This window comes from Ramlibacter sp. GS1-15 (assembly GCF_057785015.1).
Window position 1 is genome coordinate 2,750,853 of record NZ_JBYNTU010000001.1, and the last position, 20,836, is coordinate 2,771,688.

20 protein-coding genes and 1 pseudogene are annotated in these 20,836 nt (G+C 66.4%); 13 read left to right on the forward strand and 8 right to left on the reverse strand.

The features are described from left to right. Positions 1-115: 115 nt before the first annotated feature. Genes pilB through AC3EF3_RS13780 form a run of 6 tightly spaced genes read left to right on the forward strand, consistent with a single transcriptional unit; the run spans position 116 to position 5,525 of the window. Positions 116-1,849 (forward strand): type IV-A pilus assembly ATPase PilB, encoded by a 1,734-nt coding sequence (pilB, locus tag AC3EF3_RS13755; protein WP_488532714.1) that lies wholly within the window; start codon positions 116-118, stop codon positions 1,847-1,849. 23 nt (positions 1,850-1,872) lie between these two features. After that, entirely contained in the window at positions 1,873-3,087 is a 1,215-nt protein-coding gene (locus AC3EF3_RS13760; RefSeq protein WP_488532715.1) for a type II secretion system F family protein, read from the forward strand. Next, positions 3,087-3,929: a prepilin peptidase gene (locus AC3EF3_RS13765; protein ID WP_488532716.1), complete on the forward strand. Its 843-nt coding sequence runs from the start codon at positions 3,087-3,089 to the stop codon at positions 3,927-3,929. Before AC3EF3_RS13760 ends, AC3EF3_RS13765 begins: the two co-directional genes overlap by 1 nt. A 2-nt stretch (positions 3,930-3,931) precedes the next feature. Further along, complete coding sequence (gene coaE / locus AC3EF3_RS13770) at positions 3,932-4,549, forward strand: dephospho-CoA kinase (RefSeq protein ID WP_488532717.1); 618 nt, start codon at positions 3,932-3,934, stop codon at positions 4,547-4,549. Next, positions 4,546-5,301 (forward strand): cell division protein ZapD, encoded by a 756-nt coding sequence (zapD, locus tag AC3EF3_RS13775; RefSeq protein WP_488532718.1) that lies wholly within the window; start codon positions 4,546-4,548, stop codon positions 5,299-5,301. Before coaE ends, zapD begins: the two co-directional genes overlap by 4 nt. Before the next feature lie 11 nt (positions 5,302-5,312). Then, complete coding sequence (locus tag AC3EF3_RS13780) at positions 5,313-5,525, forward strand: DNA gyrase inhibitor YacG (RefSeq protein WP_488532719.1); 213 nt, start codon at positions 5,313-5,315, stop codon at positions 5,523-5,525. Here the strand turns inward: AC3EF3_RS13780 and AC3EF3_RS13785 are convergent. The 6 genes and pseudogenes from AC3EF3_RS13785 to AC3EF3_RS13810 form a co-directional block, all read right to left on the reverse strand. Then, positions 5,519-5,983 (reverse strand): NUDIX domain-containing protein, encoded by a 465-nt coding sequence (locus AC3EF3_RS13785; protein WP_488532720.1) that lies wholly within the window; start codon positions 5,981-5,983, stop codon positions 5,519-5,521. The two genes, AC3EF3_RS13780 and AC3EF3_RS13785, sit on opposite strands and share 7 nt — an antisense overlap. Next, complete coding sequence (locus AC3EF3_RS13790) at positions 5,980-6,852, reverse strand: ATP-binding protein (protein ID WP_488532721.1); 873 nt, start codon at positions 6,850-6,852, stop codon at positions 5,980-5,982. The genes AC3EF3_RS13785 and AC3EF3_RS13790 overlap by 4 nt, the downstream gene beginning before the upstream one ends. 2 nt (positions 6,853-6,854) lie before the next feature. Further along, entirely contained in the window at positions 6,855-8,078 is a 1,224-nt protein-coding gene (argJ, locus tag AC3EF3_RS13795; RefSeq protein WP_488532722.1) for a bifunctional glutamate N-acetyltransferase/amino-acid acetyltransferase ArgJ, read from the reverse strand. Positions 8,079-8,105: 27 nt separating this feature from the next. Then, positions 8,106-8,579 (reverse strand): rhodanese-like domain-containing protein, encoded by a 474-nt coding sequence (locus AC3EF3_RS13800; protein ID WP_488533792.1) that lies wholly within the window; start codon positions 8,577-8,579, stop codon positions 8,106-8,108. A gap of 138 nt (positions 8,580-8,717) precedes the next feature. Next, positions 8,718-9,218, reverse strand: a pseudogene (locus AC3EF3_RS13805) (MBL fold metallo-hydrolase); the annotation flags it as partial. Next, positions 9,215-10,003 (reverse strand): fumarylacetoacetate hydrolase family protein, encoded by a 789-nt coding sequence (locus AC3EF3_RS13810; protein ID WP_488532723.1) that lies wholly within the window; start codon positions 10,001-10,003, stop codon positions 9,215-9,217. The pseudogene AC3EF3_RS13805 and the gene AC3EF3_RS13810, both read right to left, overlap by 4 nt. Positions 10,004-10,126: 123 nt before the next feature. Between AC3EF3_RS13810 and icmF the strand changes: the two genes are divergently transcribed. The 7 genes from icmF to AC3EF3_RS13845 all read left to right on the forward strand — a co-directional run bounded on the left by icmF (position 10,127) and on the right by AC3EF3_RS13845 (position 18,973). Then, positions 10,127-13,420 carry a fused isobutyryl-CoA mutase/GTPase IcmF gene (icmF, locus tag AC3EF3_RS13815; RefSeq protein ID WP_488532724.1) on the forward strand — a complete coding sequence of 1,098 codons (3,294 nt, stop codon included), beginning with the start codon at positions 10,127-10,129 and terminating at the stop codon, positions 13,418-13,420. A 118-nt stretch (positions 13,421-13,538) separates the two neighbouring features. Beyond that, entirely contained in the window at positions 13,539-14,312 is a 774-nt protein-coding gene (locus AC3EF3_RS13820; RefSeq protein ID WP_488532725.1) for an ABC transporter ATP-binding protein, read from the forward strand. After that, positions 14,312-15,019 (forward strand): ABC transporter ATP-binding protein, encoded by a 708-nt coding sequence (locus AC3EF3_RS13825; protein ID WP_488532726.1) that lies wholly within the window; start codon positions 14,312-14,314, stop codon positions 15,017-15,019. Before AC3EF3_RS13820 ends, AC3EF3_RS13825 begins: the two co-directional genes overlap by 1 nt. A 31-nt stretch (positions 15,020-15,050) precedes the next feature. Then, entirely contained in the window at positions 15,051-16,250 is a 1,200-nt protein-coding gene (locus AC3EF3_RS13830; RefSeq protein WP_488532727.1) for an ABC transporter substrate-binding protein, read from the forward strand. 26 nt (positions 16,251-16,276) lie between these two features. Then, positions 16,277-17,161 (forward strand): branched-chain amino acid ABC transporter permease, encoded by an 885-nt coding sequence (locus AC3EF3_RS13835; protein ID WP_488532728.1) that lies wholly within the window; start codon positions 16,277-16,279, stop codon positions 17,159-17,161. A gap of 1 nt (position 17,162) precedes the next feature. Further along, complete coding sequence (locus tag AC3EF3_RS13840) at positions 17,163-18,149, forward strand: branched-chain amino acid ABC transporter permease (RefSeq protein ID WP_488532729.1); 987 nt, start codon at positions 17,163-17,165, stop codon at positions 18,147-18,149. 56 nt (positions 18,150-18,205) lie between these two features. Then, on the forward strand, positions 18,206-18,973 hold the full coding sequence (locus AC3EF3_RS13845; RefSeq protein ID WP_488532730.1) for an SDR family oxidoreductase: 768 nt from the start codon (positions 18,206-18,208) through the stop codon (positions 18,971-18,973). 1 nt (position 18,974) lies between these two features. On the opposite strand, the gene AC3EF3_RS13850 is transcribed toward AC3EF3_RS13845, so the two are convergent. Together AC3EF3_RS13850 and AC3EF3_RS13855 are read right to left on the reverse strand one after the other, a co-directional pair. Next, positions 18,975-19,856 carry a carbohydrate kinase family protein gene (locus AC3EF3_RS13850; protein ID WP_488532731.1) on the reverse strand — a complete coding sequence of 294 codons (882 nt, stop codon included), beginning with the start codon at positions 19,854-19,856 and terminating at the stop codon, positions 18,975-18,977. Between the two features lie 19 nt (positions 19,857-19,875). Then, positions 19,876-20,835, reverse strand: coding sequence for a DUF3426 domain-containing protein (locus tag AC3EF3_RS13855; protein ID WP_488532732.1), 960 nt, complete (start codon positions 20,833-20,835; stop codon positions 19,876-19,878). Between the last annotated feature and the right edge of the window lies 1 nt (position 20,836).

A 20,836-nucleotide genomic window follows, 5' to 3' on the forward strand; every position in this document is an offset into this window, starting at 1 on the left:
CAACTGCGTTACAGATACGCGGGCTGCAAAGATTTACAGCCCCGGGTCAATCGGCGATGATCCAGCAGCCCCTGCTGAGCTTGGTGAAGCAGGCTTTTGACTGCCTACATCGCCCATGGCCGCTGTCGATTCCGTCATTACCGAACCCTCCAAGATGGCGCTGCCGGGCCTGGCCCGGGCCCTGATCTCTGCAGGAAAGCTCGGCCAGAAGTCCGCCGAAGACATTTCGCGCAAGGCCCAGGCGAACCGCGCGAGCTTCATTGCCGAGCTGGTGGGCTCGGGTGCCGTGTCCGCCGCAGACCTCGCCCACACGATGTCCACGGCGTTCGGCGCGCCGCTGCTGGATCTGTCCGCGGTGGACCCCCAACGCCTGCCCAGGAACCTGCTCGACACCAAGTTGTGCCAGGCATTGCGCGTGGTCGTGCTCGCCAAGCGCAACAACCGCCTGATCGTTGCCACCGCCGACCCGTCCGACCAGCAGGCCGCCGAGAAGATCAAGTTCTCCACGCAGATGGGCGTGGACTGGATCATCGCCGAGTACGACAAGCTCACGAAGATGGTCGAGGCCAACGCGACCACGGCGAGCGAGGCGATGGAGAGCATCGTCGGCGAGGATTTCGAGTTCGACGAATCGTCGATCGAGACGGCGAACGAGGAAACCGAGGCCGCGACATCCGAAGTCGAGGACGCTCCGGTCGTCAAGTTCCTGCAGAAGATGCTGCTCGACGCGTTCTCCATGCGCGCGTCGGACCTGCACTTCGAACCCTACGAGTTCACGTACCGCGTGCGCTTCCGCATCGACGGCGAGCTGCGCGAGATCGCGTCGCCGCCGGTCGCGATCAAGGAAAAGCTGGCTTCGCGCATCAAGGTGATCTCCAAGATGGACATCTCGGAGAAGCGCGTGCCGCAGGACGGCAAGATGAAGCTCAAGGTCGGGCCCGATCGCGTGATCGATTTCCGCGTGAGCACCTTGCCGACGCTCTTCGGCGAGAAGATCGTGATCCGTATCCTCGACCCGTCCAGCGCCAAGCTCGGTATCGACGCGCTGGGTTACGAGGTGGAAGAGAAGACCCGCCTGCTGGATGCCATCGGCCGGCCCTACGGGATGATCCTGGTCACCGGCCCGACGGGTTCGGGCAAGACGGTGTCGCTCTACACCTGCCTGAACATCCTGAACAAGCCGGGCGTGAACATCTCGACGGCCGAGGACCCGTCCGAAATCAACCTGCCCGGGGTCAACCAGGTCAACGTCAACGACAAGGCCGGCCTGACCTTCGCGGCGGCGCTCAAGTCCTTCCTGCGCCAGGACCCGGACGTGATCATGGTGGGTGAAATCCGCGACCTCGAGACGGCCGACATCGCCATCAAGGCGGCGCAGACCGGCCACCTGGTGCTCTCGACGCTGCACACCAACGACGCGCCCACCACGCTCACGCGCATGCGCAACATGGGCATCCAGCCGTTCAACATCGCGTCGAGCGTGATCCTGATCACCGCGCAGCGCCTGGCGCGGCGCCTGTGCCCCAATTGCAAGGCGCCGGCCGACATTCCGCACGAAACGCTGCTGGACGCCGGCTTCAAGGAAGAAGACGTCGACGGCACCTGGACGCCTTATCGCCCGGTGGGCTGCTCGGCGTGCAACAACGGCTACAAGGGTCGCGTCGGCATCTACCAGGTGATGCCGATCAGCGAGGAAATCCAGCGCATCATCCTCGCGGATGGCAGCGCACTGGACATCGCGAGGCAGGCCGAGGCCGAAGGCGTGAAGAGCCTGCGGCAGTCGGGCCTCAGCAAGGTCAGGCTCGGCGTCACCTCGCTCGAAGAGGTGCTGGGCTGCACGAATGTGTAGGTGAGGAGTCAGAGGAGTCGCGTATGGCAACTGCAGCCGCAAAAGTCACCGAGTTCGTCTTCGAATGGGAAGGCCGCGACCGCAATGGCAAGGCCGTGCGCGGAGAAACCCGCGCGGCCGGCGAAAACCAGGTCATGTCCTTCCTGCGCCGGCAGGGCATCACGCCCGCCAAGGTCAAGAAGCGCAAGATGCGCGCAGGTGCGAAGATCAAGCCGAAGGACATCGCCATCTTCACGCGCCAGCTCGCGACGATGATGAAGGCGGGCGTGCCGCTGCTACAGGCCTTCGACATCGTCGGCCGCGGCAACTCCAACCCGAGCGTGGCCAAGCTGCTCAATGACGTGCGCACCGACGTCGAGACCGGCACGTCGCTTTCGGGAGCTTTCCGCAAGTACCCGCTGTACTTCGACAACCTGTACTGCAACCTGGTCGAGGCCGGCGAAGCCGCCGGTATCCTGGAGACGCTGCTGGACCGGCTGGCGGTCTACATGGAAAAGACCGAGGCCATCAAGTCCAAGATCAAGTCGGCGCTGATGTACCCGACCTCCGTGCTGGTCGTGGCCTTCGTCGTCGTGTCGGTCATCATGATCTTCGTGATCCCGGCGTTCAAGGAGGTGTTCACGTCCTTCGGCGCCGACCTGCCCGCGCCCACGCTGTTCGTGATCGGCATGAGCGAGTTCTTCGTGAAGTGGTGGTGGCTGATCTTCGGCGGCGTCGGCGGTGGCCTGTACTTCTTCTTCCAGGCCTGGAAGCGCAACGAGAAGATGCAGATCTTCATGGATCGCCTGCTGCTCAAGCTTCCGGTCTTCGGCGACCTGATCTACAAGTCGGTGATCGCGCGCTGGACGCGAACGCTCTCGACCATGTTCGCCGCGGGCGTGCCGCTCGTGGAGGCGCTCGATTCCGTGGGCGGCGCTTCAGGCAACCACGTCTACCTCACCGCCACCGAGAAGATCCAGACGGAGGTCGCCACCGGCACCAGCCTGACGGCTGCGATGACGAACGCGAACGTTTTCCCGAACATGGTGCTGCAGATGTGCGCGATCGGCGAGGAGTCCGGCGCGCTGGACCACATGCTGGGCAAGGCCGCCGACTTCTACGAAGCCGAGGTCGACGACATGGTCGCGGGTCTGTCGAGCCTCATGGAGCCTATCATCATCGTCTTCCTGGGGACCATCATCGGCGGTATCGTCGTTTCCATGTACCTGCCTATCTTCAAGCTGGGCCAAGTCGTCTGATGATCGTGTCGCCCCTGGTGGACGCCGCCCTGGGCGGCGTCTTCGGGCTGCTCGTGGGCAGCTTCCTCAACGTGGTGATCCACCGGCTGCCGAAGATGCTGGAGCGGCAATGGGCCGCCGAATGCGCCGAGCTGGCCGGCACGGCCCCGCCCCAAGGTGAGGCGCTCGACCTCATGCGCCCGCGTTCGCGTTGCCCGAAATGCGGCCACGTGATCCGGTGGTACGAGAACATCCCGGTCCTGAGCTATCTGGCGTTGCGCGGCAAGTGTTCCCAGTGCGGCACCGCGATCGGGCCGCGCTACCCGCTGGTCGAACTCGCGACCGGCGCCCTCTTCTTCTTCGCGGTCCACCGCTGGGGCGTGACGGCCCAGGCGGGTGCCTGGTGCCTCTTTTCGGCGGCCATCGTGGCGCTCGCCTTCATCGACTGGGACACGACACTCCTGCCGGACGACATCACTTTGCCGCTGTTGTGGGCCGGCCTGCTGGCCGCGACGCTGCGCTTCACTCCGCTGCCCCTGACCCAGGCGCTGTGGGGCGCAGTAGCGGGTTATCTGTCGCTCTGGCTCGTCTATCACGCCTTCAGGCTGCTCACCGGCAAGGAAGGCATGGGCTATGGCGACTTCAAGCTGTTCGCGGCGCTCGGCGCCTGGTTCGGCTGGCAGGCACTCATCCCCATCATCCTCATGGCTTCCGTGATCGGCGCGATCATCGGCATCGCGATGAAGTTCTCCAGCGGATTGCGCGAGGGCGGCTACGTGCCCTTCGGCCCGTTCCTCGCCGCGGCGGGGCTGACGGCGATGATCTTCGGCCCTGCCTCGATCCTCTCCGCCATCGGACTTTGACCATGACCGCCTGGCGCGTGGGCCTCACGGGCGGCATCGGCAGCGGCAAGAGCACCGTGCTCGCCATGCTCGCCCGGCTCGGCGCGGCGACCATCGACGCCGACGCCATCTCGCGCACGACCACGGCCGCGGGCGGCGCGGCGATCGCCGCGATCGCAGCCAGGTTCGGCGCCGAGTTCATCACACCAGAAGGCGCGCTCGACCGCGAGCGCATGCGCGCCCATGCCTACGCGAATCCGCAGGCGCGCAAGCTGCTCGAGGATATCGTGCATCCGCTCGTCGGCGCGGAAAGCGCGCGGCAGGTCGAAGCCGCACTCGCAGCCCGATCGCCCTGCATCGTCTTCGACATCCCGCTGCTGGTGGAATCGGGGCGGTGGCGACAGCAGGTCGACCGCGTGCTCGTGATCGACTGCTCCATCGAGACTCAGGTCGCGCGCGTGATGCAGCGGAGCAACCTGGCCGAAGACGCCGTGCGCGCGATCATCGCGGCCCAGGCCACGCGCGCGCAGCGCCTGGCCGCCGCGGACCTGGTGATCTGTAACGAAGGGTTGTCCCTCGAGCAGCTCGCGGGCGAAGTGGGTCAGGCTGCGCAACGCTTCGGGCTATCATCGCCCGCGTGATCCTCTACGAATATCCGTTCAACGAACGAATCCGTACGTACCTGCGCCTCGAGCACCTGTTCCGCCGGCTCGGCGAGCTGGTGCCGCGCGAGCATCCGATCGATCATCACTACGCGCTCGCGACCATCTTCGAGGTCATGGATGTCGCCGCGCGCGCGGACCTGAAAGCCGAAGTGATGAAGGACCTCGACCGCCAGCGCACCGCCCTGGCGGGCTATCGCGGCAATCCCAATGTCTCGGAAGCCGTGCTCGACGAGGCGATCGGCCGGCTCGATCGCTCGTTCAACGCGCTCAACACCATTCCGGGCAAGGCGGGCCAGTCGCTCACCGAGAACGAGTGGCTCATGAGCATCCGCAGCCGCGTCAACATTCCCGGCGGCACCTGCGAATTCGACCTGCCCGGCTACTACGCCTGGCAGCATCGCGACGCCGCACAGCGCCAGGCCGATCTCGAACGCTGGGCATCGACGCTGGCGCCGCTCGCCGAATCGGTGCACATGTTGCTGAAGCTGCTGCGCGACTCGGGCACGCCCCAGAAGGTGCTCGCGGCCGGCGGGCAGCTGCAGCAGAACCTGCCGCAAGGCCGCTCGTTCCAGCTGCTGCGCCTGCGCATCGACCCGGCGCTCGGACTCGTCCCGGAGATCAGCGGCAACCGGCTCATGGTCTCGGTGCGCCTCATGCGCCAGGAAGCGTCCGACCGGCTCCAGCCGTGCAACGAGGACGCACAGTTCGAACTCACGCTCTGCTCCTGAATCGAACCGCCATGGCGACACAGGATCCGGCGAAGAAGCCGAGGGTGGTCCGCTGCCCCACTTGCGGCGGCGACAGCATCTTCGCGCCCAGCAATCCCTATCGGCCCTTTTGCTGCGAGCGCTGCAAGAACATCGATTTCGGTGCGTGGGCGGCCGAGAATTTCCGGGTGCCCGAGGAAACGCCGCCCGACGACCGGAACTTCGGCGACCCGAAGCTTCAGTGATGCGTGGGGCCTGCGAAGCCCCGCTCCTGCGCAAACCACTGCAGCACCGGCACGGTCCCGGGCAGCACCGGCTTCACATCCACGGGCAGTTGCTGCCACGCGGCGCTCTGGCCCTCGTGCATGTGCAGCTGCCCTTCCCATTCGTAGACCTTGCAGAAATTCAGGCGCACGAGCGCATGCGGGTAATCGACCCGTTCGACGCGCCATGGGTGCACGGCCCCGATCGTGACGCCGATCTCCTCGATCAGCTCGCGCCGCAGCGCCTGCTCGATGGTCTCGCCCGCTTCGACCTTGCCGCCGGGAAACTCCCAGTAGCCTGCATAGACCTTGCCCTCGGGCCGGGACGTGAGCAGGAACGCGCCGTCCTTGCGGATCAGCACGCCCACGGCAACTTCGACCTCCTTGCGATCGGGACCGCCTTCGCGCGGTCGGTCGCCGTCGGCAACGAGGATCGTCACCGGACGTTGCGCCCCGCATAGTCGCGGGCGAACTGGTAGGCGACGCGGCCGCTGCGCGACGCGCGCTCCAGCGCCCACACCAGCGCGTCGGGCCGGGCGGCCTCGATCTCCCCGGCGCCCACGCCGAACGCCGACAGCCATTGCGCGACGATGGTGAGGTACTCGTCCTGGCTGAAGGGATAGAAGCTCACCCACAGGCCAAAGCGCTCGGACAGCGAAATCTTCTCTTCGACCACCTCGCCGGGGTGGACCTCGCCATCCTCGGTGTGCTGGTAGGTGAGGTTCTCCTTCATGTACTCGGGCAGGAGGTGCCGGCGGTTGCTGGTCGCGTAGATCAGCACGTTCGGCGTGGCGGCCGCGACCGAGCCGTCCAGGATCGACTTCAGCGCCTTGTAGCCCGGCTCGCCCTCCTCGAAACTCAGGTCGTCGCAGAAGACCATGAACTTCTCGGGACGCGAAGCGACGATGTCCACGATGTCCGGCAGGTCCACCATGTCGGCCTTGTCGACCTCGATGAGGCGCAGTCCCTGCGAGGCGTACTCGTTGAGGCACGCCTTGATCAGGGAGGACTTGCCCGTGCCGCGCGCGCCGGTGAGCAGCACGTTGTTCGCCGGCTGTCCCTGGACGAACTGCAGCGTGTTGCGCTGGATCTTTTCCTTCTGCGGATCGATCTCCTTGAGATCCGACAGGCGGATCCCGGCGACGTGCCGCACGGGCTCCAGCACGCCGTGGCCGGAGGCGCGTTTGCGATAACGCCAGGCGATCGCGGCATTCCAGTCGGGCGCCGACAGCGGTTGCGGCAGGATCGCCTCGAGGCGCGCGATCAGCTCCGATGCGCGCTCGATGAGGTGCTCGAACTTCTCGTTCATCGTCAGGAGCGGTAATCGGCGTTGATGCTCACGTAGTCGTGGCTGAGATCGCAGGTCCAGACCGTGTCGCTCGCGGCCCCGCGCCCGAGCACGACGCGCACCACGATCTCGCTCTTCTTCATCACGCGTTGCCCGTCCTCCTCGCGGTACGAGGGATGGCGTCCGCCGTTCACGGCGACATGCACGTCGTCGAGGTAAAGATCGATTTTCGTCTGGTCCAGGTCCGTGATCCCCGCGTAGCCGACCGCCGCGAGGATGCGGCCCAGGTTCGGATCGCTCGCGAAGAAAGCCGTCTTCACCAGCGGCGAATGCGCGATCGCGTAAGCGACCTGCCGGCACTCGGCAGCGGTCTTGCCGCCCTCGACACGCACCGTGATGAACTTGGTTGCGCCTTCGCCGTCGCGCACGATCGCCTGCGCGAGCGAGCGCGCCACGTCGAGCATCGCCTCGCGCAGCAACCCGCCCGCCGCGGACTCGAAGGACGTGATCGCCGGACCCGTCTTGTTCGTCGCGATCACGACGAAGGAATCGTTGGTCGAGGTGTCGCCATCGACGGTCACGCGGTTGAACGAGCCCTCGGCCAGGTCCAGGGCCAACTGCCGCATCAGCGGCTGCGCGACCTTCGCGTCCGTCGCCAGGAAGCCCAGCATCGTCGCCATGTTCGGGCGGATCATGCCGGCGCCCTTGCTCACGCCGGTGATCGTCACGCGCGCGCCGTCGATCTCCACCTGCCGGCTGAAGGCCTTAGGCACCGTGTCGGTGGTCATGATGCCTTCGGCCGCCCGCAGCCAATGGTCCGCCGCCGCGTCGGCGATCGCGGCGGGCAGGCCGGCTTCGATGCGTTCGATCGGCAGCGGCTCCATGATCACGCCGGTCGAGAACGGCAACACCTGCCGGGCATCGAGCTTCAGGTGCTGCGCGAGCGCCGAGCACATGCGGCGCGCCCGCGCGAGCCCGTCCTCGCCGGTGCCGGCGTTCGCGTTGCCGGTGTTGATCACCATCGCGCGGATCGCGCCATCCGCGAGATGATCCCGGCACACTTGCACGGGCGCGGCGCAGAAGCGGTTTTGAGTGAAAACGCCCGCCACCGAGGCCCCCTCGTCGATCAGCACCACCGTGAGGTCCTTGCGGTTCGCCTTGCGGATGCCGGCTTCGGCCACGCCGATGCGCACGCCGGGCACGGGTTTCAGTTCCGCGGCCTTCGGCGCGGCCAGGTTCACTGCCATCTGTCCTCTTTCCTCTTGTGTGTGCGATCAGCCTTGCCGCCAGGGCAGGCCGCGCTTGCGCCAGCCGCCGAGCTGGCCGCGCTGACCCTTCTCGTCCTTGTCGCCCTCGAAGCCTTCGAGCACGTTGTACGACTCGATCCCCAGTTCCGTCGCACGCTTGGCCGCCGAAATGGAGCGCACGCCGCTGCGGCACAGCATCAGGGCCTTCTTGCCCGGCGGCACGGCCGCCTTCACCTGCTCGTCGAAGGCCGCATTGATCGCCATGCCGGGCCAGTGCTTCCACTCGATCGCGGCGGCGCCGGGAATGAACCCCACCCACTCGCGTTCGGCGTCGGTCCGGATGTCGATCAGGACGCCCTCGCCCTTGCGCCACCAGTCGAACGCCACATCCGGCGGGATATCGCCCGCATAGCCCTGCACGGCCTTCGGCACCGGGGTGCCCGCGCCCTCCGCGTCGTGGCGAATGCCCGAACTCTGGTTCGCGGGCACGGCCTCGTCCATGCGCCGGGGCCTGGGCAAATTCAGCTGTTCCATGATCGCCTTGAATTCTGCCAGCGTCTTTCCGGCCACCCGGGCATTGGTCCTTTTCTCCTGGCCGATGGTGGAATGCGTGCGGCCGTTGTAGTCGTGGGCCGGCCAGACAATCGTGTCGTCGGGCAAGGCGAACAGCACTTCCGTGATGCTGCGATAGAGCTGCGCGGCGCTGCCCGACTGGAAATCGGTGCGCCCGCACCCATTGATCAACAAGGTGTCCCCCGTGAAGACGTTGCCTCGCCACGTGTAGCTCATGCTGCCGGCGGTGTGGCCCGGCGTATGCAGGGCGTGCAGTTCCTCGCGGCCGAACCGCAATGTGTCGCCATGCTTCAGCTGCACGGCGGCGGTGCCGATACCGCAGCCTTCCGGCGCCGCCGTTTGCGCGCCGGTTTCCTCGGCCAGCAGGCCCGCACTCGTGATGTGGTCGGCGTGCGCGTGCGTCTCCACCGCCCACACCAGATCCAGTCGATGCTGCCCGAGTACCGCGAGATCGCGTCCGACCTGCTCATCGACCGGATCGATGATCAGCGCCTCGTGCGACACCTCGTCGAAAACGATGTAGGTGTAGGTGCTCGAGGCCGGGTCGAATAGCTGCAGCGGATTCACACGATTCTGACGCTCAGGTTAGGCAGCCGGTCGATGTGCATCTCGATGACGTCGCCGCGCACGACCGGACCGACATTTTCGGGCGTGCCGGAGTAGATGATGTCACCGGGAAAGAGTTCGTTGGCCTGCGACAGGTTGCTGATCTGCTCGGCGACCGACCAGATCATCTGCGACAGGTCGGCGTTCTGCTTGAGTTGGCCGTTCACCTTCAGCCAGATCGCGCCCTTGGGGAAATGGCCGATCTGCCCGGCAGGGTGGATCGCCCCGAGCACCGCCGAATGGTCGAAGCTCTTGCCGATCTCCCAGGGCTTCTTCTCGTCGCCCATCTTGCGCTGCAGGTCGCGGCGCGTCATGTCCAGGCCGAGCGTGTAGCCGTACACGTGCTCCAGCGCCTGCGCGACAGGAATGTCCTTGCCGCCCTTGCCGATCGCCGCCACGAGTTCGGCCTCGTAGTGGTAGTTCTTCGTCAGCGGCGGGTACGGGTGGTCGGCTACCGTGCCGGCCGGCACGTGCTGGATCGCGTCGGTCGGCTTCTGGAAGAAGAACGGCGGCTCGCGATCCGGATTGGAGCCCATCTCGATCGAGTGCGCGCGGTAATTGCGCCCGATGCAGTAGATCCGCCGGACCGGGAACACTTCGCTGGCCCCGACGATCGGGACGTAAGCCCCCTGGACGGTGAATGGTGTGCGAACCGCCGCCGATTGGGTGTTGCCGGTGGCGCAGGCCGCCAGGCCGGCACCGGCCGCAGCGGCCGCGGCGCCGCTCACGAACTTTCGTCGTTCCATGTCCTTTGTCTCCTCGTTGCTGCCAAACTCCTGGCACGGCAATGATGCCGCAGGGCGGCCGGATCCGCCCACGTTGACGTTTACGTAAACGTCAAGTAAGGTACGGCAATCCCGGGAGCTTCCATGACCGACCTCTCCGCCGAATTCAAGGCGCTGGCCAGCTATCGACCGACCCACAAGGTGCGCTTCGTCACCGCCGCGAGCCTGTTCGACGGGCACGACGCGGCGATCAACATCATGCGCCGCATCCTGCAGAACATGGGTGCGGAGGTGATCCACCTCGGCCACAACCGCAGCGTCGACGACGTCGTCACCGCCGCCCTGCAGGAAGACGTGCAAGGCATCGCGATCAGCTCCTACCAGGGCGGTCACGTCGAGTACTTCAAGTACATGGTCGACCTGCTCAAGCAACGCGGCGGCGAACACGTGCAGGTGTTCGGTGGCGGCGGCGGCGTCATCGTGCCGCCGGAAATCCGCGAGTTGCATGCCTACGGCGTCTCGCGCATCTACAGCCCCGAGGACGGCCAGCGCATGGGTCTGCAGGGAATGATCGGCGAGATGGTGATGCGCTGCGACAAGGACATCGCGGGGTTCGCGCCGAAGGACGTCAAGGCGATCCAGGGCCATGGCGAGATGAATTGGCGCGCGCTGGCGCAGCTGATCACGGCGATCGAGGGCGGCCGCGCGGATGCGAAATTGATGCAAGGCGTCAAGGCCGCAGCGAGCGAGCGCAAGATCCCGGTGGTCGGGATCACCGGCACGGGCGGTGCCGGCAAGTCGTCGCTGACCGACGAGATCATCCGCCGCATCCGGCTCGACCAGGAAGACCGGCTGCGCATCGCCGTGATCTCGATCGACCCGTCGCGGCGCAAGAGCGGCGGCGCGCTGCTGGGCGACCGCATCCGCATGAACGCCATCGGCCCTTGGCAGCAGGGTGCGCGCGTGTACATGCGCTCGCTCGCCACGCGCGACTTCGGCAGCGAGATCTCCGCAGCCCTTCCCGACGTGATCGCCGCCTGCAAGGCCGCCGGCTTCGACCTGGTGCTGGTCGAGACGTCCGGCATCGGCCAGGGCGACGCGGCCATCGTGCCGCTGGTCGATGTGCCCGTCTACGTGATGACGCCGGAGTTCGGCGCGGCGAGCCAGCTCGAGAAGATCGACATGCTGGACTTCGCCGAGTTCGTCGCGATCAACAAGTTCGACCGCAAGGGTGCGGCCGACGCGCTGCGCGACGTGAGCAAGCAGGTCCAGCGCAACAAGGAAGCCTTCCGCCAGAGCCCCGACGAGATGCCCGTGTTCGGCACCATGGCCGCGCGTTTCAACGACGACGGCGTGACGGCGCTCTACCAGGCGATGAAGCCGCGCCTCGCGCAGCTCGGGCTGCCGCTGAAGGAAGGCCGGCTGCCGCCGGTGAGCGTGCGCCACAGCACCAACCAGACGCCCGTCGTTCCCCCGGCCCGCACGCGCTATCTCGCCGAAATCTCCGAGACGGTGCGCTCGTACAAGAAGCGCGCCCGCGAGCAGGCGAAGATCGCCCGCGAGATCCAGCAACTGCGCGCCGCGGCGGACATGCTGCGCTCGACCAAGCCCGACAAGCCGCGCGCTGCCGAAGCCGCCGAAGACCTGGCCCTGCAGCGCGACCAGCAGATCGATCCCTCGGCGAAGAAGCTGCTCGCGCAATGGCCGACGATGCAGCAGGCCTACGCGGGCGACGAGTACGTCGTGAAGATCCGCGACAAGGAGATCCGCACGGCGCTCACCACGAAGTCGCTCTCCGGCACCACCATCCGCAAGGTCGCCCTGCCCCAGTACGAGGACCACGGCGAGATCCTCAAGTGGCTGATGCTGGAGAACGTGCCGGGCAGCTTCCCGTACACGGCGGGCACCTTCGCCTTCAAGCGCGAGAACGAGGACCCCACGCGCATGTTCGCCGGCGAGGGCGACGCGTTCCGCACCAACCGCCGCTTCAAGCTGCTCTCGGAAGGCATGCCGGCCAAGCGCCTGTCCACGGCGTTCGACTCGGTCACGCTGTACGGCAACGACCCGGACCTGCGTCCCGACATCTACGGCAAGGTCGGCAACTCCGGCGTGTCGATCGCGACGCTGGACGACATGAAGGTGCTGTATTCAGGGTTCGATCTGTGCAATCCGAGCACCTCGGTGTCGATGACGATCAATGGCCCGGCGCCGACGATCCTCGCGATGTTCATGAACACGGCGATCGACCAGAACATCGAGAAATTCAAGGCCGACAACGGGCGCGAGCCGACCGATACCGAGGCCGCCAAGATCCGCGAGTGGGTGCTGGCCAATGTGCGCGGTACCGTGCAGGCCGACATCCTGAAGGAAGACCAGGGCCAGAACACCTGCATCTTCTCCACCGAGTTCTCGCTCAAGGTCATGGGCGACATCGCCGAGTACTTCGTGCACCACAACGTGCGCAACTTCTATTCGGTGTCGATCTCGGGCTACCACATCGCCGAGGCGGGCGCGAACCCGATCAGCCAGCTCGCGTTCACGCTGTCGAACGGCTTCACGTTCGTCGAGGCCTACCTCGCGCGCGGCATGCACATCGACGACTTCGCGCCCAACCTGTCGTTCTTCTTCTCCAACGGGATGGACCCGGAGTACACGGTGATGGGCCGCGTGGCGCGCCGCATCTGGGCCGTGGCGATGAAGGAGAAGTACGGCGCCAACGAGCGCAGCCAGAAGCTCAAGTACCACATCCAGACTTCGGGACGCTCGCTGCACGCGCAGGAGATCCAGTTCAACGACATCCGCACCACGCTGCAGGCGCTGATCGCGATCTACGACAACTGCAACTCGCTGCACACCAACGCCTTCGACGAGGCCATCACCACGCCGACGGAGGACAGCGTGCGCCGCGCGATGGCCATCCAGCTGATCATCAACCGCGAATGGGGCCTGGCGAAGAACGAGAACCCCAACCAGGGCGCCTTCATCATCGACGAGCTGACCGAGCTCGTCGAAGAAGCGGTGCTGGCCGAGTTCGAACGCATCGCCGAGCGCGGCGGCGTGCTCGGCGCGATGGAAACCGGCTACCAGCGCGGGCGCATCCAGGACGAGAGCCTGCACTACGAGATGCTCAAGCACACGGGCGAGCTGCCCATCATCGGCGTGAACACCTTCCGCAATCCGCATGGCGACGCCGTGCTGGAGAAGCTCGAGCTGGCCCGCTCGACCGACGAGGAGAAGCAGGGACAGCTGAAGCGCCTGCAGGACTTCCATGCGCGCAATGCCAAGGAAGCGCCGGCGATGCTCAAGCGCCTGCAGCAGGCGGTGATCGACAACCGCAACGTCTTCGAGGTGCTGATGGATGCGGTGCGCGTCTGCTCCCTCGGCCAGATCACCAACGCCCTCTTCGAAGTCGGCGGCCAGTACCGCCGCAACATGTGAGCGCCCGAGTCAGCCTTCCGACAGCCTTTCCACGCAGCAAAACTACCTAAGGTTTTACCCCCTACCGCACTGCAACACGCGTCCCTAGCATTCGCCCACTTGTGACGAGGAGGGCGTGTTGCCGGGCGAGATCATTCTCGAGACGAAAGGACTGACCAAGGAGTTCAAGGGCTTCGTGGCGGTCAACAACGTCGACCTGCAGGTGCGGCGCGGCGACATCCATGCCTTGATCGGCCCCAATGGCGCCGGCAAGACGACCTTCTTCAACCTGCTGACGAAGTTCCTGCCGCCCACGCGCGGCACGATCACCTACCGCGGCGACGACATCACGCACGAGAAGCCGGCGCAGACCGCGCGCCGGGGCATCGTGCGCTCCTTCCAGATCTCCGCGGTGTTCCCGCACATGACGGTGCTGGAGAACGTTCGCGCGGCGCTGCAGCGCAACCTCGGGACCTCGTTCCATTTCTGGAAGCCCGAGAAGTCGCTGCATCCGCTGCACGCGCGTGCCGAAGAACTGCTCGAGGCCGTCGACCTGCGGAACTTTGCGCAGGAGCTGACGGTGAACCTGCCGTACGGCCGCAAGCGCGCGCTGGAACTCGCGACGACGATGGCGCTCGAGCCCGACCTGATGCTGCTGGACGAGCCGACGCAGGGCATGGGCCACGAGGACGTGCACCGCGTGACCGAGTTGATCAAGAAGGTCTCGGCCGGGCGCACCATCCTCATGGTCGAACACAACATGAACGTCGTGTCCTCGATCGCCGACCGCATCACGGTGCTGCAGCGCGGCGCGGTGATCGCCGACGGCCCGTATGCGGAGGTCTCGAAGAACCCGCAGGTGATCGAAGCCTACATGGGCTCGACCACGAACGAGCTGCAGGGAGCCCACTGATGGCTGCCAAGGAGCTCCTGAGCATCGAGGACCTGAACGCCTGGTACGGCGAATCGCACATCCTGCATGGCGTGGATCTGCATGTGCGCGAGGGCGAGGTGGTGTGCCTGCTGGGCCGCAACGGCGCCGGCCGCACCACCACCATGCGCGCGATCATGGGCCTGGTCGGCAAGCGCACCGGCTCGATCCGCATCAACGGCACCGAATCGATCAAGCTGGCGCCGCACAAGGTGGCGCGCCTGGGCGTGGGCTATTGCCCCGAAGAGCGCGGCATCTTCGCCAGCCTGTCGGCCGAAGAGAACCTGATGCTGCCCCCGGTCATCGGCAACGGCGGCATGAGCATCGCCGAGCTGTACGAGATGTTCCCGAACCTGAAGGAGCGCGCCGGCAGCCCGGGCACGCGCCTGTCGGGCGGCGAACAGCAGATGCTGGCCGTGGCCCGCATCCTGCGCACCGGCGCGCGCCTGCTGCTGCTGGACGAGATCTCAGAGGGCCTGGCGCCGGTGATCGTGCAGCGGCTGGCGGAGATGATCCGCACCATCAAGGCCAAGGGCTACACGGTGGTGCTGGTCGAACAGAACTTCCGCTTCGCGGCGCCGCTGGCGGACCGGTTCTACGTCATGGAGCACGGCAAGATCGTCAAGCAGTTCGCGCAGGGCGAGCTGAAGGACAACACGGCCATGCTGCAGGAGTTCCTCGGCGTCTGACACCACAACTTACTTCCAAAGGAGACTTCCCATGAAACTCAAGAGCCTCGTCGCGGCCATGGCCATCGGCCTCGGCACCGTGAGCGCCTTCGCGCAGAGCAATTCCGGGCCGGTGCGCATCGGCATGATCACCGACATGTCGAGCCTGTACGCCGACATCGACGGCCCCGCGGGCGTGGAGATGGTGAAGTGGGCCGTGCAGGACTTCGGCGGCAAGGTGCTGGGACGCCCGATCGAAGTGCTGTCCGCCGACCATCAGAACAAGGCCGACGTGGCCAGCTCGAAGGCGCGCGAGTGGATGGACAAGGAGAACCTCGCGATGCTGGTGGGCGGCACGAGCTCGGGCACCGCGATCGCGATGTCCAAGGTCGCGGCCGAGAAGAAGCGTCCCTTCCTCGTCATCGGCGCGGGTTCGGCACGCCTCACGAACGAGGACTGCAACCCCTACACCGTGCACTACGCATACGACACGGTGTCGCTCGCGAAGGTGGCCGGCTCGGCGCTGATCAAGTCCGGCCTGAAGACCTGGTATTTCCTCACCGCCGACTACGCGTTCGGCTACTCGCTCGAAGCCGACGCCTCGAAGGTCGTCAAGGAAAACGGCGGTACGGTGGTCGGCTCGGTGAAGCACCCGCTCAACGCATCCGACTTCTCGTCCTTCCTGCTGCAGGCGCAGGCGTCCAAGGCGCAGATCCTCGCGATGGCCAACGCCGGCGGCGACTTCACCAATGCGATGAAGGCGGCCAAGGAATTCGGCATCACGAAGACGATGAAGGTCGCCGGCCTGCTGGTGTTCATCAACGACGTGCACTCGCTGGGCCTGAACAACACCGAAGGCCTGCAGCTGGCCGACAGCTGGTACTGGAACCAGGACGACGCGAGCCGCAAGTTCGCCAAGCGCTTCTTCGACAAATACAAGCGCATGCCCTCGAGCCTGCAGGCCGCCGACTACTCGGTGACCATGAACTACCTGAAGGCCGTGCAGCAGGCCGGCACGACCGATTCCGACAAGGTCATGCAGACGCTCAAGTCGATGAAGATCGACGACTTCTACAACAAGGGCCAGATCCGCGCCGACGGCCGCATGATCCACGACATGTACCTGTTCCAGGTGAAGGGCCAGAAGGAATCGACCACGCCGTGGGATTACTACAAGCTCGTGGCCAAGGTCCCGGGCGACCAGGCATTCACGACGCCAGCCGAGTCCAAGTGCTCGGCGTTCAAGAAGTAAGCTGACACGGCAAGGACCAGGCCTTCATGGAAATCTTCGGAATCCCGCTGCAAGCCTTCCTCGGGCAACTGGTGCTCGGGCTGGTGAACGGCGCGTTCTATGCCATGCTGAGCCTGGGCCTGGCCGTCATCTTCGGCCTGCTGGACATCGTGAACTTCGCGCACGGCGCGCTCTACATGCTGGGCGCGTTCGGTGCGTGGATCATGCTGGACCAGTTCGGCGTGAACTTCTGGTTCGCGCTGGTCCTGTCTCCCCTCATCGTCGGCGCGCTGGGCGTGGTGATCGAGCGGGCCTTCCTGAAGCGGCTGTATGGGCTCGATCCCTTGTACGGCCTGCTGCTCACCTTCGGCCTGGCGCTCATCCTGGAAGGCGTGTTCCGCTACCAGTTCGGCGCGTCGGGCCAGTCTTATCCGGTGCCGGAGCTGCTCTCGGGCGCCACCAACCTCGGCTTCATGGTCCTGCCGAACTACCGCGCGTTCGTGGTGCTCGCCTCGATCGTGGTCTGCGTCGGCACCTGGTTCCTGATCGAGCGCACGCGCCTGGGCGCCTACCTGCGCGCCGGCACGGAAAACGCGCGGCTGGTCCAGGCCTTCGGCGTCAACGTGCCGGTGATGGTCATGCTCACGTACGGCGCGGGTGCAGCGCTCGCCGCGATGGCCGGTGTGCTGGCAGCTCCCATCATCCAGGTCACGCCGTTGATGGGCTCCAACCTCATCATCGTCGTGTTCGCGGTGGTGGTGATCGGCGGCATGGGCTCGATCATCGGCTCGGTCGTCACCGGCCTGGGGCTGGGCGTGATCGAAGGCTTGACTCGCGTGTTCTACCCCGAGGCTTCCAACGTCGTCGTTTTCGTCGTGATGGTGATCGTGCTCATCCTGCGCCCCGCGGGCCTGTTCGGCAAGGAAGCCTGAAATGCAGCGCAATTCCGTCCGCATCACCTATGCCGCGCTGCTCGCGCTGCTGCTGGCCGCGCCGTTGATCGGGCTGTACCCGGTCTTCGTGATGAAGCTGCTGTGCTTCGCCCTCTTCGCCTGCGCGTTCAACCTGCTGCTCGGCTTCACGGGCCTGCTCTCGTTCGGGCACGCCGCGTTCTTCGGTTTCGCGGCCTATGTCACGGGCTATTGCGTGAAGTCGCAGGGCTGGACGCCCGAGCTTGCGGTGCTGGCCGGCACCGCCGTGGCGGCCCTGATCGGCTTGGTGTTCGGGCTGGTGGCGATCCGCCGCCAGGGCATCTACTTCGCGATGATCACGCTCGCGCTGGCGCAGATGGTGTTCTTCATCTGCCTGCAGGCCTCCTTCACCGGCGGCGAGGACGGCCTGCAGGGTGTGCCGCGCGGCAAGCTCTTCGGCGTGCTGCCGCTCGAGAGCGATACCACGTTCTATTACGTGATCGTTGCCGTCGTGGTGCTCTGCTTCTTCGGCATCATGCGCATCGTCACCTCGCCCTTCGGCCAGGTGCTGAAGATGGTCCGGGAAAACGAGCCGCGTGCCATCTCGCTGGGCTACCAGGTGGACCGCTACAAGCTGCTGGCCTTCGTGTTGTCCGCCGCGCTGGCCGGGCTGGCCGGCTCGCTCAAGTGCCTGGTGATGGGCTTCGCCACGCTGTCGGACGTGACCTGGCAGATGTCCGGCGAAGTGATCCTGATGAACCTGCTCGGCGGCGTCGGCACCTTCCTCGGCCCGGTGATCGGTGCCGGCATCGTGATCGCGCTGCAGGACACGCTGGCCGACAAGGTCGGCGAGTGGGTCACGGTCATCATCGGCGCGATCTTCGTGGTCTGCGTGCTGGCCTTCCGCAAGGGCGTGGTCGGCGAGATCCACGCCTTCATGGAGCGGCGCCGCGCGCGCTCGGCCGGCGGGTCCCGCGCAGCCCGCGACGGCGCACTGTCATCCATGTGATTGGGAAGCGGCCCGCGGGCCGCTAACCTTGCGCATCACCGACGCAAGGACTTCCCATGACCGACCTCTTCACCCTCCAGGGCCGCACGGCCCTCGTCACCGGCGGCTCGCGCGGCATCGGCCGCATGATCGCCAAGGGCTTCCTCGCGCAAGGCGCGAAGGTGTACATCTCGTCGCGCAAGGCGGACGCGTGCGATGCGGCGGCGAAGGAGCTCTCGGCTTTCGGCCCGTGCTTCTCCCTGCCCGCCGACGTTTCCACGGTGGAGGGCGCGAGGGGCCTGGCCGCCGCTTATGCAGCGCGCGAGAAGTCGCTCGACATCCTGGTCAACAACGCGGGTGCCGCGTGGGGCGAAAGCTTCGACACCTTTCCCGAGAAGGGCTGGGACAAGGTCGTGGACCTGAACATGAAGGCGCCGTTCTTCCTCACGCAGGCGCTGCACGGCCTGCTGAAACAGGCGGCCCGGTCCCGGCCGGCCAAGGTGATCAACATCGCGTCGATCGACGGCATCTCCGTCAACCAGTGGGAAACGTATTCCTATACCGCGAGCAAGGCGGGGCTGATCCACCTCACCCGCCGCATGTCGCTGCGCCTCGTCAAGGACAACATCGTCGTGAGCGGCATCGCCCCCGGCCCGTTCGCATCCGAGATGAACAAGGAGGCGCGCGACCACGGCGACGTGGTGGCGCAGCACGTGCCCGCAGGCCGCATCGGCAGCGACGAGGACATGGCCGGCGCGGCGATCTATCTCGCCTCGCGCGCGGGTGACTACGTGGTGGGCGAGACGATCGTCGTCGACGGCGGCGTGACCCTGGCCAGGGGCTGAGTCAGATCGTCCAGTTCTGCGGGCCGCGGCTGGCGATCTTCACCGCGCCGACGCGGTTGCCCAGCTCGGCGCAGCGCGCCAGCGACCAGCCCTGCTCCAGGCCGAACAGCAGCGCCCCGCGCCAGGCGTCGCCGCAGCCGGTCGGGTCGACCACCTCGGCCGCTTTCACGCCCGGCACGTGGGTCTTCTTCCCGCCGATCCAGATCTCGCAGCCTTCGGCCCCGAGCGTGACGACCAGGCCCTGCACGCGGCGCGAGATCTCGGCGCTGGACCATCCCGTGCGCTCCGAGAGCATCTTGCCTTCGTAATCGTTCACCGTGACCCAGGTCGCCGCGTCGACGAACTGCGCGAGCTCGCGGCCGTCGAACATCGGCAGGCCCTGCCCCGGATCGAACACGAACGGAATGCCCGCCGCCTTGAACTGCTGCGCGTGCTGCAGCATCGCGTCGCGTCCGTCCGGCGAGATCATCCCGAGCTTGATGTCCGGCCGGGCCTCGACGCGCGTGACGTGCGCCTGCGTCATCGCGCCGGGGTGGAAGGCGGTGATCTGGTTGTTGTCCACGTCGGTCATGATCATTGCCTGCGCGGTGTAACTGCCCTCGACCTCGCGCACGAACTCGGTGCTGATGCCCAATTCCTTGATGCGTGCGACGTAGTCGCGCCCGTCGCTGCCCACCGTGGCCATCGGCAGCGGCGTGCCGCCCAGGCGCTTCAGGCTGTAGGCGATATTGCCCGCGCAGCCGCCGAAATCGCGCCGCAGTTGCGGCACGAGGAAGGAGACGTTCAGGATGTGCAGCTGGTCGGGCAGGATCTGCTCGGCGAAGCGGCCGTGGAAGGTCATGATGGTGTCGAAGGCGAGCGAGCCGCAGATCAAGGCCGACATGGAAGGTCTTTCGAAGGATTCAGGGGTAAAAAGCAAGCAGCCGGTAGCCCGCCACGCGATTGGCCACGGCGGCGCCATCGACGGCCACCGCGACCGACGTGGCCCAGTCGCCCGTGGCCAGGGACGGCCGGCCCGGGGCGATCTCGGCCGGCTGCAGCACGCGGCGCACGACCGGCTGGTCCTGCGAATCGGTGAGCGTGAGTTCGAGCGCGGGCATCGCCACCTCGTTGGGCGCAATGTTCCTGAGTGTGACGTTCAGGCGGTAGGTGTCGCCGCGCAGCTTGTTGAACGAGGACGTCTCGATCGCGATCGCGTCGATCTGCTGCGGCGGCCCCAGGCGGCAGCGCATGACGTCGCACATCCGCACGAGCCACGGGCGCAGCCGCGGCGCCGACACGGCGAGGCGATCGCGATCGCGGAATGCGACCTGGCCCGCCAGCAAACCCGCAAGCACCACGAGCAGCAGCACGAGCGTGACGCGCACGGCCGGCCGGCCCCAGGACTCCTTGCGCCGCGCCTGCCGCACGAAGGACAGGTCCTGCAGCTCGGGCTCACGCTCGAGCGGCGCGGGTCGGCTCAGGCCGTGGGGCCCGATGAACTCCGCGCCGGCCGGGTCGGCGCGCCGCAATTCGAAAGGCCGGTCGAGCGGGTGCTCCAGCAGCGCCTGCACCTGCTCGTCGATCTCGCGCGGGTCGGGCGTGCCGTCGAGCACGCTGTCGTCGACTTCGCTGTGCAACGAGGATTCGAATTCGGAAGAAGGTGCGGCCTCGGCGGGCGCGCCGCGTGCAGCCGGCTCGATCGGTGCGCGTGCGGCGGGAGCGGCGGGGGGCTCGACGGCCGATTCCTCGCGCAGGTCCGCTGTGGCGTCGAAGATCTCCGCGCAATGGCCGCAGCGCACCCAGCCCTCGGAAATCTTGAGCTGGTCGGCGACGACCTTGAACATCGTCCCGCAGGCAGGGCAGCGCGTGATCAGGCTCATC

Excerpts from the sequence above, each read along its gene's own strand:
- pilB (WP_488532714.1), top strand. The coding sequence starts at position 116 with ATGGCCGCTGTCGATTCCGTCATTACCGAACCCTCCAAGATGGCGCTG.
- AC3EF3_RS13760 (WP_488532715.1), top strand. The coding sequence starts at position 1,873 with ATGGCAACTGCAGCCGCAAAAGTCACCGAGTTCGTCTTCGAATGGGAA.
- AC3EF3_RS13765 (WP_488532716.1), top strand. The coding sequence starts at position 3,087 with ATGATCGTGTCGCCCCTGGTGGACGCCGCCCTGGGCGGCGTCTTCGGG.
- coaE (WP_488532717.1), top strand. The coding sequence starts at position 3,932 with ATGACCGCCTGGCGCGTGGGCCTCACGGGCGGCATCGGCAGCGGCAAG.
- AC3EF3_RS13780 (WP_488532719.1), top strand. The coding sequence starts at position 5,313 with ATGGCGACACAGGATCCGGCGAAGAAGCCGAGGGTGGTCCGCTGCCCC.
- AC3EF3_RS13790 (WP_488532721.1), bottom strand. The coding sequence starts at position 6,852 with ATGAACGAGAAGTTCGAGCACCTCATCGAGCGCGCATCGGAGCTGATC.
- argJ (WP_488532722.1), bottom strand. The coding sequence starts at position 8,078 with ATGGCAGTGAACCTGGCCGCGCCGAAGGCCGCGGAACTGAAACCCGTG.
- AC3EF3_RS13800 (WP_488533792.1), bottom strand. The coding sequence starts at position 8,579 with ATGGACGAGGCCGTGCCCGCGAACCAGAGTTCGGGCATTCGCCACGAC.
- AC3EF3_RS13810 (WP_488532723.1), bottom strand. The coding sequence starts at position 10,003 with ATGGAACGACGAAAGTTCGTGAGCGGCGCCGCGGCCGCTGCGGCCGGT.
- icmF (WP_488532724.1), top strand. The coding sequence starts at position 10,127 with ATGACCGACCTCTCCGCCGAATTCAAGGCGCTGGCCAGCTATCGACCG.
- AC3EF3_RS13825 (WP_488532726.1), top strand. The coding sequence starts at position 14,312 with ATGGCTGCCAAGGAGCTCCTGAGCATCGAGGACCTGAACGCCTGGTAC.
- AC3EF3_RS13830 (WP_488532727.1), top strand. The coding sequence starts at position 15,051 with ATGAAACTCAAGAGCCTCGTCGCGGCCATGGCCATCGGCCTCGGCACC.
- AC3EF3_RS13835 (WP_488532728.1), top strand. The coding sequence starts at position 16,277 with ATGGAAATCTTCGGAATCCCGCTGCAAGCCTTCCTCGGGCAACTGGTG.
- AC3EF3_RS13840 (WP_488532729.1), top strand. The coding sequence starts at position 17,163 with ATGCAGCGCAATTCCGTCCGCATCACCTATGCCGCGCTGCTCGCGCTG.
- AC3EF3_RS13845 (WP_488532730.1), top strand. The coding sequence starts at position 18,206 with ATGACCGACCTCTTCACCCTCCAGGGCCGCACGGCCCTCGTCACCGGC.
- AC3EF3_RS13850 (WP_488532731.1), bottom strand. The coding sequence starts at position 19,856 with ATGTCGGCCTTGATCTGCGGCTCGCTCGCCTTCGACACCATCATGACC.
- AC3EF3_RS13855 (WP_488532732.1), bottom strand. The coding sequence starts at position 20,835 with ATGAGCCTGATCACGCGCTGCCCTGCCTGCGGGACGATGTTCAAGGTC.